The organism is Litoreibacter halocynthiae (assembly GCF_004365635.1).
Classification (GTDB): domain Bacteria; phylum Pseudomonadota; class Alphaproteobacteria; order Rhodobacterales; family Rhodobacteraceae; genus Litoreibacter; species Litoreibacter halocynthiae.
The window spans coordinates 1,279,178-1,293,010 of sequence record NZ_SOBH01000001.1 but is presented as its reverse complement, the minus strand read 5'-3'; the positions used below and the strand labels follow the sequence as shown (position 1 = coordinate 1,293,010).

Sequence of the window (13,833 nt, the reverse complement as noted above, 5' to 3'; positions counted from 1 at the left end):
TATTCAACTTCCCCTTACCTGTACCAGATGGAGCCGCGCGCAAATGGGACGATGGTCCGACGCAAACTGAGCACAATCGCACTGCTCAAAGCCCAATGTCGTGGGTCATCGCAAGGTTGTCCAGCCTCAGATCAGACAAGATACCCCGCAAGGGCATACTAGTCGTTGATTAAGGTTAAGGTGTTTGCCGCCCAGAAGCGCCAAGCTTGCGAAAAACCCCCGATGTTCCTGGACGTGTTCGGGTGGCATCGCGTTGAAATTGAAACGATTGAACTGCCACGGAAAGTAAGGTCGCCATGAAACGAATTCTCTATGCTACAGATCTCGACGCTCATTCTGATCGCGCCCTGCATCGCGCCATGATGTTGTCGATCCAACACGACGCTGAGTTGCTCATATTTCATGTAACCGACCCTCGTGCCGCGAATGCAGCCGTCCGGATTTCGGAACTTGAAGAGCAAATTCAGAAATCCCAATTGCCAGATATATCTGCTGCGAAAAGAGGCGCATTGCGCCATCAGATCAAAGTGGTTTCCGGTGACCCGATCTCGGAATTGGTCGCGGCGGTAGATTCGTTCCATCCCGATCTTGTGGTCATGGGCCCCAGCCGCGAATTGACGCCTATGGCGGTTTTCTATGGAACGACCGCCGACAAGGCTGTTGCCCGGATTGGTTCGCCCATACTGGTCGTGAAAAACCGTCCTTATGCCCTGTATGGTAAATCACTCGTCGCGTTTGATCACACATTGGGGTCGCGCGCGGCGCTGGAGCTTGCGGCAGGGCTGGCACCCGACGCCGAGCTTTTGATTGCAAGTGTGACCGGTGCTGACGGCAATTGTTTGAAGGAGTTGAACAACGTCAACGATATGGTTTCGGGTCATGTCACCGAGATACTGAAGAGCGTGCCGGACGGAAAGCTTCGGGATATCGAGCCTCAGGTAACCATTAGAAGCGGTATCGCGGGTGATGAACTCTTGAACTGTGCCGCGCAGATCAAGCCGGACTTACTTGCATTCGGACGGACTCAAAAGACGGGCCTCAAGTCGCTGGTACCGGGAAGTACAGCAAACCTGCTGCTTGGCCATGCTGCTTGTGACGTCCTGATCGCGGGTCGCATAGGGTAGCAGTTGGCCGCGTCATGGCTCGAGGCGCTTGATCTTGTTTTTCGTGTCAGAAGGAAACCGATCCAAGCACGATCACTGTGACGGTTGCCAGCACTGGGATCGCCACCGCGCAGACGAAGATGTCGCCGTAGCTTTGCTTGTGAGTCAGCCCGCAGATGCCCAACAAGGTGATCACCGCGCCGTTGTGGGGCAGGGCGTCGAAGCCGCCTGACGACAGGGCCGTGACACGGTGCATCAGCCCCATGCTGACCCCTTGGGCCTGACCCATGGCTGCGAACTGCTCGCCCAACGCATTCAGCGCGATGGACATACCACCGGAAGCCGATCCGGTAATCCCCGCCAGCACGTTGACCGCAACTGCAAGCGAGGCCAACGGGTTGTCAGGGAAGATGCCTAAGACACTGTCACGGACGATCAGGAAGGCGGGCAAGGAGGCTATCACCGCACCGTATCCGACCTCGGATGCAGTGTTGAAGATCGGCAGCAGCGAGCCCATCGTACCCTGATTGACACTGTCTTTGACGTCGTCGAACCGCTTCCAGTTCGCCACAACCGCCATCAGGATCGAAATCACCAACGCTAGGATAATCGCCCAAATGCCCGCGACCGATTTCAGCGAGGTTGCCCCGTATTGCGGCTCTGCCAGATAGGCGGCGTCCATATTGGGAAACACCAGATAGGTGAACGCCGCGTTCAGCGCGATCACGGACACGACCGGAGCAATTGCCAGTACAAAGGCCGGCAACTGCACGCCGTCAGGCAAGGCCGCATCGGCGGCGGTCGTTTTATGTGTGCCATAGCCCTCGCCGCGCGCCTTTGCAGCCGCCGCGCGCCGGTTCAACCATACAAGCCCCCCTAGCAGCATGATCAACCCGGCCAGCGTACCCAGTATGGGGGCCGCAAAGGCGTTGGTGCCGAAGAAAGGCATCGGGATCGCGTTCTGGATCGCAGGCGTGCCGGGCAGGGCGGTCATGGTGAAGGTGAATGACCCCAATGCTATAGCGGCGGGCAGCAGACGTTTGGGAATATCGGCCTGCCGGAAAAGCGAGTTGGCGATGGGATAGATGGCAAATGCCACGACAAACAAGGATACGCCGCCGAAGGTTAACACGCCGCACGCCAGAACCACCGCGGCAATCGCCCTGTCTACGCCAAGGCCCTCGATAATTTGCTCGGCGATCACGCGTGCAGAGCCGCTGTCGGCCATGACCTTGCCGAAAATGGCCCCCAGCAGGAACAACGGGAAATAGAGGATGACGTACCCGCCAAGCGCGTTCATGAAGACCTGCGTGTAGGTCGCCAGAACGGGTAAGTTGCCACTCATCAAGACCGCCAGCAGGGCCAATCCCGGCGCAAGGATCAACACATTTAACCCGCGATATGCGAGGTACATCAGCAGACCCAGAGACAGAAATATCCCGATCAATCCCACATCTATCTCCTTGATAAATCGACGTTGCCCAACGATTGAGCAATGCGACGAATTGCATGGCTACATTGGACTAGAGGATCAGTGCCTTAACTTGGATCAAACTGAAGTCGCTAATCGCCAGGATAGGTCTAACGGCATGTTGTCAGTGAGCTGCGCGGTCTAGAGTCAGCCGTATGTTTGATGTGCTTTTACTGGATTGATGGGAAATATCCGGCAGGCGACATACGAATATCACTCAGATTGTCGTCTCCGTTTGTCAAAAGCAGGACTCCGGGACCGGCGGGGCCCACAGGCGCAGACGTTATTGACGTGGCTTGGCGAATTGCCATCCGGCCCTGCCGCATGGGGTCGTCGAAAGATGCAGCCAGCACGCTCCCATTCATCAGGCCGCGCTTGATTGTATGGTTCGCATATGTCGCCACAAGCAGCGGTCCTTCCGCGCCCGGTCGCGACGCCAGCAAACCGATCGCCGCCTCGACAGCGGGTGCGCTGCCGATGAGATAATCCGCGTTCGGGTACTCCTCAAGCGCGGTCTCAACAAGCGCCAGTTGCGCTCGCAGACCGGTATCGGCACCGTAGACGCCTGTGAGTGTCACCGCGCTATCTGTCAGCCCGTCTCGCAGTCCGGCTTCAAGCGGGCCGGTCCATCCCGCCATAGGCGGTCCGGTAATGAATACTGCGGTTTGCGGCGGTGATCCGTCCGGGTGCAGCTCGCTCAAATAGCGTCCGACGACGGCCCCCATGTCCTGCCAGTCCACGCCGATACGACCGCGGAGCGTGCCGGCGTGCAATTCGTTGACCAGTCCGAAGATCGGGATGCTCCCAGCGGCATCGTCGATGGCAGTGATCAGGTCGGGATGATCCGATGTGACTGCCCCGATCAGGACCGCGTCCACGCCGCGTTTGACGCATAGATCAAGTTGCTCAATCTGCTGTGCGCGCGCACGATAGCCTCCGGCCTCGAAGAACAGCAGATCGACGTTTTCGCGTTTCGCCTCCTGCTCAAGCCCGTAGCCGACGCTGAGCCAGTATTCGTCCTTAAAATGGGGAATGAGCGCGCAAAACAGCCGTTTCGGCTCGGCCACTGCGGCGCTGGACAGGACAGCAACACAAAGAGCCGCAACGCCGATTGAACAGGCAGATGTCGCCCCGTAATGTCTGGCTATGAAACGAACGAGATTTGACACGCGGCTGATCCAGATTCTCTCTGCAATGGCGGTTTTGGCCATAATGGTGGGGGTGGCCGCGATTGGCGTCAACCGGTATCTGGTGCGCTCGCATGGCGATCTGATCCAGAGCAACCTTCCGGCGATGGAGCTTGCAAGCAGGGTCGGCGCGTCGGCGGAACTGGTCGGGTCGCTGGCCGCCACCTTCGTTCAGGCGGATACGAAAGACGGTCTTGAGCGGATATCTGGCGCGCTAAAGGCTGCAGTCGAACGCATTGAGACCGGCGCCCGGGAACTTCGGAACATGAGCCCTGCGGTGCAAACGACGCAGCAGGAAGGGCAGGCTGGTCAGATTATCGCCCGAATGACCGACAACGCGCATGAAGAATTGCGCCTGGCGCAGCAGATTGCCGAGGAAAGTCGCGATATCGCGCGGGTTGGGGGGCGTCTGGACGCGTTAATCGAGGCGGAAACCGATCTTGCGCGGCTTAGAATTACGGCCGGCATCGCGAATATCTACTCGGAACCGGATATCAGCCCACGCCCCGCGCTTGATACGCTTGCAGACCAGTACTTCTTTGCTTTCGAGCGGCTGACCGAGCTTGCGCGCATCACCGAAGCCGGACGGTTGCAATTGCAACAGGTGCCACGCCTTTTCGCGCCGGAGGAATTGGAAAACCTGCAAACACTTCTGGCAGAGCGTCTGGTGCTTGCGGGGCGACGCATCAGCTATATGCCATCGCTCACGGCGCGGACCGAAGCGGAGGAGTTGCTGCAACGCTTCAGGCAGGCGTTGGCCCCCGAAGGGATGATCAAGCTTCAGGAAAAGCGAGCCGCATTGCACGCGGCAATTGCGGTGGATAGCGAAAAACTGACGGACGTCATTTCCGTCATGTCGGTTCAGGCGCGAGAAGCTCGCGACATTGTGCAGGCGCAAGGATTAGAGAAAATTGCGACCGCCCAGCGACGCGCATCCCTGATGACCATGGGACTTCTTGCGATTGTCGCCGCAGCGGTGATCGCTGGTGCAATTCTGTGGCAATACGCCCGCCGGCAGTTGGTCGCTCGGCTGGGGAACCTGTCGCGCCGCATCGTGGCGGTAGCGGAAGGAACCTATGGCAAACCGCTGTCGATCACCGGCCATGATGAAATCGGGCGCATGGAAAAGGCGCTCAACATTTTGCGCCGGCGCGCGATTGATGCCACCCGCTTGCAAACACATCTGGAGGATGCGGTACTCGCGCGGACAGGGGATGTGGTGGCCGAGATGAAAGCCGTTGACGCTGCCCGCGCCGAGGCCGAAGCGGCCGACCGCAGCAAGACGGAGTTTCTTGCACGTATGAGCCACGAAATTCGTACCCCTTTGAACGGCATTATCGGGATGCTGTCGCTGCTGGAAAGCGAAGCGGTTGACGACGATCATCGCGAACGGGTCAAGACCGCGCATAAATCGGCCCGTGATCTTGTGGATATCACAAATGACATTCTCGACTACGCAAGCAGCGAAGATCGGGCCAATCGCGGTAATCCGGTGCATTTTCCGCTGCGGGAGCTTGTTGGCCAGCTTGGGCATCAATTGCAGTCACTGGCGGCAGACAAGAAGCTGGAGGTTGTCATAGACCTTGCCGAAGACGCGCCGTTGGTTCTGTTCGGAGATGTGGTGAAACTGCGTCAGATCGTTGGCAACCTGATCTCCAACGCCGTGAAATACACCAAGCGCGGAACGGTAACGCTGTCGGTAGATCATGCCATGTCCCCCGAGACCGGCCAGCCCGTGGTGAGCTTTGCGGTGTCCGATACCGGCGTTGGCATGACCCGCGAGACGATTGACCACGCCTTCGACGCTTATGCGCGCACCGAGGAGGCCCGTCGCTCTGGTATCGAAGGGCTTGGCCTTGGGCTTGCGATTTCGCGCAAGCTGACCGAAGCATTAGGCGGGGCATTGAGCGTGGAAAGCGAGCTTGGGATCGGCAGCCGCTTCACCCTGACCGCTCCCTTGGAGACGGGTGATCTGGCGTCGATTGCCGATGATGATGCACAGATGCCAACAGGCAATCTGGGCCGCGACGTTCTGGTGATCGACGACCACGCAGTGAACCTGATCGTGGCGCGCGGGTATCTTGAGCGGCTGGGATGTACGGTCAGCTTGGCCGCGACCGGAACGACGGGAGTTGAAGCCGCTAAAACTGCCAGTTTTGACTTGATCCTGATCGACCTTGATCTGCCGGACATGCGCGGCGAGGAGGTGGCGGCCCGGATTAACGCAATGCCGGGCGCGCCTTTGCTGGTCGCCTTAACAGCGCATTTGATTGACGACACAAAAGAGAACCGCGACCGCCTTGGCGTTGCGCATATCCTGTCCAAGCCGATTTCGCCGCGGGCTTTGACCGAGGTGTTGAGCGCATCTGCGCCGGAAGATGCGTCGCAAAGCGGCGACGCTGTCCTCGACAGCATTCGCGGCGATGTCTCGGATCTTGGACCGGAGACCACCGGGCTGATCCTGCGCGAGTTTCTGGCAGACTTGCCTGCCGCAATGAAGAGCATCCGCAGCGGCCCCGTCGAGCAACAGCGCAAAGCGGCGCATCGACTGAAGGGGGCCGCGTCGAATTTTCAGCTACACCAGTTTTGTTCAGATTTGGCGAAGGTCGAAACGGCGGAGCAGGGGGCCGACGATGAATTGCTCAAGCAGGTAGACTCCAGCGCAGACGAAGCCGCCGTGATCCTGAGGGCCGCGGCGGGGCAGGCGGGTCTTCAAACCGATGCCGGATCAACGAAATGATAGCCCTGACCGTGTTCTGTCAGGATCCACTCAGGCTTGGTCGGGTCATTTTCCAGCTTCTTGCGAAGCCGCCCGACCACCACATCAATCATCCTGTCGTTAGAGCGATGCGACCCACGCCCGATCATCTCCGAGAGGCGCGCGCGGCTCAGGGTCTGGCCCGGATGATCCGCAAGAGCTGACATCACTTCGAATTCCTGCACGGTCAGCGTCTCTGTGCGTGCTGCGGACACCAGCCTGCGCCGGATGCGGTCAAAACACCACGGGCCGAAATCCTCCACGGGTGGCGCACCCTGCGGTGCCTGCCCGATGTCGGCGATCCGCGCCAGCAGGTTCTTGACCCGCGCCGCCAGTTCGCGCTTGTCGAACGGCTTGGTTACGTAGTCGTCCGCGCCCATCTCCAGCCCTACGATCTTGTCCACCTGATCGTCGCGGGCGGTCAACAGGATGATCCCGACCCGTGAAACGGCCCGCTGTTCACGGGTGATTGTCAGCCCGTCTTTGCCCTCGAGGTTGATGTCGATCAGCAGCAACTCGGGCGGGTCCACGCTGATGGTGTTCTCCATACTTTCGGCATTTTCAGCCTCGCTGACGCGATGCCCCTGCTCACGTAGATATGCTGCAAGGCGCAGGCGGGTGGTGCGGTCGTCTTCGACAATGAGGATGTGTTGGGCCATACCGTCATCATTACAAATCTTTACATCTTCGAACAAGCTCTCTTGCGCAAAGTCAAAGTCCACCAAAGCCCTGAATAGTAGTGTCATGCCCAGATAGTCAGCCATAGGAGGCACGCATGTCATTCAATCAACCTACTCGCCGCGCGTTTTTGCAAGGTGGTGCCGCCGTATTCGGCACAGCCAGCATGATGGGCTCGACGGCGCTTGCCGCACTGGATCCGAACTCGTTCAAAGACCGTATTTTCCATGCGACCCACTACGGCCCGTTTGAAGCTGTCGTGCGCGATGGCAAGCTGGTCGGCGTCAATAACATCATGGAAATCGATGCGCGGCCCACCGAAATGCTGAGCCATGGCGTCATGGATCGGACCTATGACAAATCGCGGATCAACTACCCGATGGTGCGTAAGTCCTATCTTGAGGGCTGGGAAACCGGCGAGACCAAACCGGAACTGCGCGGCAAGGAAGAATACGTCAAGGTTGACTGGGACACCGCCTGGAGCCTGACCGCCAAGGCGCTGTTGGACACCGCCGCGAACCACGGCAACGAAGCGATCTTCAGTTCTTCCTATGGCGGCTGGTCGAACGCGGGTACATTCCGCCCCAACGTGCTTCAGGGCCGTTTGATCAACCTCATCGGTGGTTGCACCAACACGTCCGGCGACTGGTCTGCCGGTGCGTCTCAGGTCTCGCTGCCGCACATCATCGGCGACATGGAAGTCTACTCGGCGCAATCCGCGTGGGAGACCATTCGCGACGAGACAGATGTGTTCGTGCTGGTCGGTTGTGACCCGATCAAGAACAACCGTATCGAATATCGCGTGGCCGACCACGGCATGTATGCCCACTGGGAAGAAATCCGCGATGCAGGCGTCAAGTTCGTCTCCATCAACCCGCAGCGCACCGCATCTGATGAGATGTTGAACGCTGACTGGGTCAAGATTGTACCGAACACCGACGTGGCCCTGTTCTGCGCCATGGCCAGCCACGTGCTGGAGCAAGGTCTCGAAGACCGCGCCTATATGGACAAATATACTGTCGGCGCGGGCAAGTGGATCGCCTATCTGAAAGGCGAAACCGACGACACGCCAAAGACCCCCGAATGGGCCGCGGAAATCACCGGTATCGAAGCGGACAAAATCCGCGAGATGGCCGAGCTGTTCGCCAAGTCCAACACCGAAATCGCCGGTGCATGGTCGCTGCAACGCGCCCAACACGGCGAGATGACCCACTGGGCCATCATCAACTTCGCTGCCCTCACCGGCAAAATCGGCAAACCGGGTTGCGGTGTGGGCTTCAGCTGGCACTACGGCAACGGCGGGATGCCTGCCTCGGGTAAATCGAACCCTGCGGGCATGTCTCAGGGCCGTAACTTCGTCAAAGGCGTCTGCCCTGCCAGCCGGATCACCGAAATGCTTGAAAACCCCGGCAAGGAGGTCTTCTACAACGGCAACACCCACACCTATCCTGACGTGAAGCTGGTCTTCAACGCAGGCAACAACTTCATGAGCCACCAGCAGGATACAAACCGGCTGATCCGTGCACTTGAAAAGGTCGAAACTGTGGTCAGTGTCGACGTGTGGTGGACCGCTGCGACCCGCTGGGCCGACATCGTGCTGCCCGCCGCGTCGACGCTGGAACAGGATGACATTTCTTCGGGCGGCACCTATTCCAACGACAAGATCTACGCCATGAAAAAGGTGATTGAGCCTGTGGGTGAGAGCCTGCCGGACTATGAAATCTTCGAAGGGCTGGCCGATAAGTTGGGCCTGTGGACGCAGTTCACCGAAAACGAAGACAAGATGTACCACATCAAGCTGGCTTACGAGAAATCCAGCGCGGCGCAGCATACCCCGTTCGAAGAGTTCTGGGAGAAAGGCTATGCCCGTCAGGACGTGCCGGAAGAAGCCCGCCAGTGGACCCGTCACAGCGAGTTCTACAACGACCCCGAAGGCACGCCGCTGCACACGGCATCCGGCAAGATCGAGATGTTCTGCGAAGACTTCGCCAAGCTGGAAATCGACGATATGCCCGGCATGCCGATGTGGATGGAGAAACACGAATATCTGGGCAACGCCAAGGAAGGCCAGTTGCACGTTGTGTCGCCGCACCCATGGTTCCGCCTGCACAGCCAGATGGACCAATCGGAAAAACTGCGTGCTCTCTACAAGGTGCAGGGCCGTGAGCCGGTTCGGATCAACACCGAGGACGCCGCATCGCGTGGCATCGAGGATGGCGATCTGGTCGAACTCTACAACGACCGTGGCACGGTCATTGCCGGTGCAGTGGTATCGGACGACATCATGCCGGGCGTGATCTCGCTCTACGAGGGTGCATGGCCGTCGCTGGACAGCAAGGGCCGCTGTAACTCCGGCCTGGTGAACTTCCTGACCTCGACCCAGCCCTCATCGGGTCTGGCACAGGCAACGACTGCGAACACCACGCTTTGCAGCATGCGCAAATGTGAAGACCCCGAAGGTCCAAACATGGCCTATGAGAAACCTGCGATCATCGAGGACATGGAAATCGCAGAGATCGACGAGGACAAACTTGGTCTCGACCGTCTCGAAGCGCTGACCGAAGCCTTGTACGCCGACATGACGCCGGGCGAGAAAATCTACTTCGAGCGCTGCACCGTCTGCCACGCTCCGCGCGAAGTGACGCACTTCACGCAGCAACAGTGGAAAGGCATCACGCCGTCGATGTTCCCACGTGCAGGGCTGGAAGATGACGAGGCAACGTTGGTCATGGACTACCTGATGATGAACGCCTCTGACGCTCCGAAGTAAGCGCAACCACGAAAAAACAAGGGGGCCGGATAATCCGGCCTCCTTCCCTCACCAAAACCAAAGGACACGGCAGATGCACATGGCTCGCGTTACTGGTGGATGCGGCTGCGACAGCCTCTCGCACTCCGCCGATATGATGAGCGTCCCGGACGCGCTGGACCGCGCACTTGCGCAGGTAGCACCGATCACCGACACCCGCTCCGTTTCCCTCGCAGATGCACTTGGCCGGACCACCGCCAAAGCCGTTGCTGCTCCCGAGGCGATGCCGTTCTTCGACAACTCCGCCATGGACGGCTTCGCCGTGCGTGTCGCTGATCTGGAAGGCCGCTGTTGCCTGCCAATTGCTGGCACCGTCGCTGCCGGAGACGCCCCAATCACGCTTCCCGAAGGCACAGCACTGCGTATTTTCACCGGTGCGCCTTTGCCCGCAGGGGCAGATGCCGTCGTGATGATCGAGGCTTGCGTCGACAAGACCCACAAGGTTCATATCGAACGCGCCCCCGCCTTGGGCGACAACATCCGCCGTGCGGGCAGCGATCAGGCCGCGGGGCAGCAACTTCTGCTCGCTGGCACCCGCATTGCCGCGCATCACATCGGCCTGCTGGCCGCCAATGGCATCGAGCGGATCAACGTCACCCGCCGCCCGCGCGTCGCGGTTTTTTCCACCGGAGACGAGTTGCGCAGCGGGGTCCGCACGCTTGGGCAAATCCCCGACGCCAACCGCCCGATGTTGCTGGCTTTGGCCCAGCAGGCGGGTACAGAAACCACCGATCTGGGTATCCTCCCCGACGATGCCGCCGCTACCGCCGCCGCGCTTGACGGCATCTGCGAGCACTACGACCTGATCCTGTCATCCGGCGCCGTATCCATGGGCGGCAAGGACCACATCCGCGACGCTCTGACTGCCGCAGGTGGCACGGTTCATGGCTGGCGCGTGGAGCTGAAACCCGGCAAGCCGGTCATGTTCGGCACCTTGGGAAGCGCCGCCTTCACCGGCCTTCCGGGCAACCCGTTCGCCGTGCATGTGGGCTTCCATATGTTCGTGCTGCCCCAGATCATGCGCCTGATGGGCATCGAGGCCAAACCGTTTGCACCAGTCCCCGCCGTCGCCGGATTTGACTGGACCCGCAAGCCGGGCCGCGCCGAGGTCTTTCCGGTGCGCCTGGTCGCCTATGATGAACAGGGCCTGCCTGTCCTGCAACGACTGGGCCAAAGCGTCTCGGCCACGCTGTTGCCTCTTGGCACGGCGGACGGTCTTGCCATCGTCCCTGCCGGGACCACTGAAATCACGACAGGCGCGCGGCTGTTCTGGCGCCCGTTTTGCCATAATGGAGATGTATCATGAGCCTTTCCCCCCTTGCTGCCATCCGCTTCGAGTACGGTGATATCGACGGGTTTCTGGATAATATTTCCCAAACCCTGACGGCCAGCGGCCTGCGCATCCGCGGCGCGGTGCAAACCCGCGGGGCCGAGGGTGGTGAATGTCACTGCGCCGACATGGACCTGACCACGCTTGGCTCAAACCGGACCTTCCGCATTTCGCAACCATTGGGCAACGGCTCACACGGCTGCCGCTTGCATCCGGGCGCGCTGGCGGAATGCTCCGCGTTTCTCGAGCGCGAGCTGGAGCAGGGGGCCGACCTGCTGATCCTGAACCGTTTTGGTCGTGGCGAAAGCGAGGGGCGCGGGTTTCGTGACCTGATGGTCAAGGCCATTGCGCTTGATATACCGGTACTGACTGCGGTCCGGCCCACCTATGCCCAAGGCTGGTCAGAATTTGGCGGAGACGCGGCTTGTGATCTGCCGATGGATGACGCCGCTATTCTACATTGGCTCGCGACGGTTCAGCAGGCCCGCAATGCGGCTTGATCTGATTTAAGAGAACCACATAACCCGTTGAAAGGAAGTAATATGAACAAAGAATTGCCCGGTGCCGCCGGTGATCTGGCCAAGAATTACCCGTCCATCTGGGCGGCGTATGCCGAACTGGGGGCCGCGACCGCCAACGCAGGCGGTTTGACGGAACGCGAGCGCCGCTTGATCAAGCTTGCGCTGGCCATCGGAGCAGTTTCCGAAGGCGCTGTCCATTCGCATGCCCGTCGCGGCGTCGCGGAAGGGATTGCGAAAGAGGACCTGCACCAGGTCGCGCTCCTTGCGATTGGTCCTCTGGGTCTGCCGCGTGCTGTTGCTGCCGGTACTTGGATATCGGACGTAACCGATAAGGATTAGAAAGTTCCGGCACCGCGGCAACGGCGGCGGTGCTGGGGATTACTTAAAGGGCTTTCACTCGGCCATCCCGAATTATCGGCACAAGTTGTTGGTATATGGGGCTCAAAGGGCTTGATTAGCAGTCATCGGCTCCAGCGCAGTGAACTGCAACAAGATGTCCGAGGGGTTGCAGCAAGCGACTTTGCTTTATGCGAGTGTCACTCGGGTTTTTGAGACTGCACGCATGCTTTACAGTAAATATTTCCAAGGCAGCGTGACTTAAACTCATCTATCAGGACGGGTTGATAGATGCTCATAGAGTATCCAAAGAACACGTTTAGGTGTAGTAATACTATAATATCAGTAAGTTACGAAGCAAATGAGAGTGACTGTCTAGCCGCCAGTGCGGACTTCGCGCACCCAGTCGATGATGGTAGCGCGGGCCTCCAGATCCATTTGGACAGCATTGGGCGGCGGCATGGCATGGCTGACACCTGCGTGAAGGTAAATCTCGCTTGCGTGCCGCGCAACGTCGCCTTTGGTTTCAAGATAAACACCTTTGGGCGCCCACAGCATACCATCCCAAACGGGCTCGCGTGCATGGCACATCGAGCAGTTTCCAACGACGGTGTCGTAAGCGTCTTCGAACGAAGCGGCGGAGGCGAATTTTTCCTCATAGGCGGTCAGAGGACGGGCTTCGGCTTCCTCCCATGTTTCGCCCGTGCGCACGGTGGACAGCCACGCGATCACGATCATCAACACAACTGTCACGCCCCATGTCCAGTTCGGACCTTTGCCGGTGGAGTGCATGGTGTTGAAGTAGTGACGGATAGTGACGCCCGTCAGGAAGATCAGGCTGGCGATGATCCACGCATATTGCGTGCCGAAAGCCAGCGGGTAGTGGTTGGACAGCATAAGGAACACGACCGGCAAGGTCAGGTAGTTGTTATGAGTGGAGCGCACTTTGGCGATCTTGCCATACTTGGCGTCCGGTGTACGGCCTGCCTTAAGGTCGGCCACGACGATGCGTTGGTTCGGCATGATCTGGAAGAACACGTTCGCGGTCATGATCGTCGCGGTGAACGCGCCCAGATGCAGCAGGGCGGCGCGGCCGGTGAAGATCTGGTTATACCCCCAAGACATCACCACAAGGATCACGAATAGAAGCAGCATCAGCAGGGTAGGTTGCTCGCTCAGCTTGGATTTGCACATGAAGTCGTAGGCCAGCCAGCCGATGGTCAGGGAACCGCCGGAGATCAGGATACCTTGCCACAAGCTTAATTCGGCTTTGGTAGGGTCAAGAAGATACAGCTCGCCGCCGACCCAGTAGACGATCATTAGCATGGCTGCACCTGAGACCCAGGTGATGTAGCTTTGCCATTTGTGCCAGATCAGATGCTCCGGCATGTTCTCGGGGGCGACCAGATATTTCTGGATGTGGTAGAACCCGCCGCCATGCACCTGCCATTCTTCGCCATGCGCACCTGCGGGCATGTTAGGGGCTTTGCGCAAGCCCAGATCGAGGGCGATGAAATAGAAGGATGCACCGATCCACGCCATTGCGGTGATAAGGTGTAGCCAGCGGACCGAAAAAGCGATCCAGTCCCACATGATAGCCAGGTCGTACATAGCAAGCTCCCAAGATTCGAGTTCAATCA

Annotated in this window: 10 protein-coding genes; 6 read left to right on the top strand and 4 right to left on the bottom strand. The window is 59.2% G+C overall.

The window, feature by feature from the left end:
* The first annotated feature begins 296 nt into the window (after nucleotides 1–296).
* Entirely contained in the window at nucleotides 297–1,124 is an 828-nt protein-coding gene (locus tag BDE40_RS06225; protein ID WP_134013557.1) for a universal stress protein, read from the top strand.
* 46 nt (nucleotides 1,125–1,170) lie between these two features.
* Here BDE40_RS06225 and BDE40_RS06220 read toward each other — a convergent pair whose 3' ends face one another.
* A complete protein-coding gene (locus BDE40_RS06220; RefSeq protein WP_134013556.1) occupies nucleotides 1,171–2,556 on the bottom strand; it encodes a GntP family permease in 1,386 nt (461 codons plus the stop codon).
* A 188-nt stretch (nucleotides 2,557–2,744) separates the two neighbouring features.
* The gene (gene torT, locus BDE40_RS06215; RefSeq protein ID WP_246030367.1) at nucleotides 2,745–3,743 is read right to left on the bottom strand and encodes a TMAO reductase system periplasmic protein TorT; all 999 of its coding nucleotides are present in this window, start codon (nucleotides 3,741–3,743) and stop codon (nucleotides 2,745–2,747) included.
* Here torT and BDE40_RS06210 point away from each other — a divergent pair.
* Nucleotides 3,721–6,501 carry an ATP-binding protein gene (locus BDE40_RS06210; RefSeq protein WP_134013554.1) on the top strand — a complete coding sequence of 927 codons (2,781 nt, stop codon included), beginning with the start codon at nucleotides 3,721–3,723 and terminating at the stop codon, nucleotides 6,499–6,501. The genes torT and BDE40_RS06210 overlap by 23 nt on opposite strands.
* Here BDE40_RS06210 and BDE40_RS06205 read toward each other — a convergent pair.
* Nucleotides 6,474–7,301 carry a response regulator gene (locus BDE40_RS06205; protein ID WP_342774997.1) on the bottom strand — a complete coding sequence of 276 codons (828 nt, stop codon included), beginning with the start codon at nucleotides 7,299–7,301 and terminating at the stop codon, nucleotides 6,474–6,476. The two genes, BDE40_RS06210 and BDE40_RS06205, sit on opposite strands and share 28 nt — an antisense overlap.
* Here BDE40_RS06205 and BDE40_RS06200 point away from each other — a divergent pair.
* The 4 genes from BDE40_RS06200 (at nucleotide 7,295) to BDE40_RS06185 (ending at nucleotide 12,196) form a co-directional block, all read left to right on the top strand.
* Nucleotides 7,295–9,967, top strand: coding sequence for a molybdopterin-dependent oxidoreductase (locus BDE40_RS06200; protein WP_134013553.1), 2,673 nt, complete (start codon nucleotides 7,295–7,297; stop codon nucleotides 9,965–9,967). The genes BDE40_RS06205 and BDE40_RS06200 overlap by 7 nt on opposite strands.
* 79 nt (nucleotides 9,968–10,046) lie before the next feature.
* The gene (locus BDE40_RS06195; protein ID WP_246030366.1) at nucleotides 10,047–11,312 is read left to right on the top strand and encodes a molybdopterin molybdotransferase MoeA; all 1,266 of its coding nucleotides are present in this window, start codon (nucleotides 10,047–10,049) and stop codon (nucleotides 11,310–11,312) included.
* On the top strand, nucleotides 11,309–11,836 hold the full coding sequence (locus tag BDE40_RS06190) for a DUF2478 domain-containing protein (RefSeq protein ID WP_134013551.1): 528 nt from the start codon (nucleotides 11,309–11,311) through the stop codon (nucleotides 11,834–11,836). The genes BDE40_RS06195 and BDE40_RS06190 overlap by 4 nt, the downstream gene beginning before the upstream one ends.
* Nucleotides 11,837–11,878: 42 nt before the next feature.
* Complete coding sequence (locus BDE40_RS06185; RefSeq protein WP_134013550.1) at nucleotides 11,879–12,196, top strand: carboxymuconolactone decarboxylase family protein; 318 nt, start codon at nucleotides 11,879–11,881, stop codon at nucleotides 12,194–12,196.
* 372 nt (nucleotides 12,197–12,568) lie between these two features.
* Here the strand turns inward: BDE40_RS06185 and BDE40_RS06180 are convergent, their stop codons facing one another.
* Nucleotides 12,569–13,804 carry a urate hydroxylase PuuD gene (locus BDE40_RS06180; RefSeq protein ID WP_134013549.1) on the bottom strand — a complete coding sequence of 412 codons (1,236 nt, stop codon included), beginning with the start codon at nucleotides 13,802–13,804 and terminating at the stop codon, nucleotides 12,569–12,571.
* Nucleotides 13,805–13,833: the final 29 nt, after the last annotated feature.

Coding starts and splice junctions, on each gene's coding strand:
- BDE40_RS06225 (WP_134013557.1), top strand. CDS start 297: ATGAAACGAATTCTCTATGCTACAGATCTCGACGCTCATTCTGATCGC.
- BDE40_RS06210 (WP_134013554.1), top strand. CDS start 3,721: ATGAAACGAACGAGATTTGACACGCGGCTGATCCAGATTCTCTCTGCA.
- BDE40_RS06200 (WP_134013553.1), top strand. CDS start 7,295: ATGTCATTCAATCAACCTACTCGCCGCGCGTTTTTGCAAGGTGGTGCC.
- BDE40_RS06205 (WP_342774997.1), bottom strand. CDS start 7,301: ATGACATGCGTGCCTCCTATGGCTGACTATCTGGGCATGACACTACTA.
- BDE40_RS06195 (WP_246030366.1), top strand. CDS start 10,047: ATGGCTCGCGTTACTGGTGGATGCGGCTGCGACAGCCTCTCGCACTCC.
- BDE40_RS06190 (WP_134013551.1), top strand. CDS start 11,309: ATGAGCCTTTCCCCCCTTGCTGCCATCCGCTTCGAGTACGGTGATATC.
- BDE40_RS06185 (WP_134013550.1), top strand. CDS start 11,879: ATGAACAAAGAATTGCCCGGTGCCGCCGGTGATCTGGCCAAGAATTAC.
- BDE40_RS06180 (WP_134013549.1), bottom strand. CDS start 13,804: ATGTACGACCTGGCTATCATGTGGGACTGGATCGCTTTTTCGGTCCGC.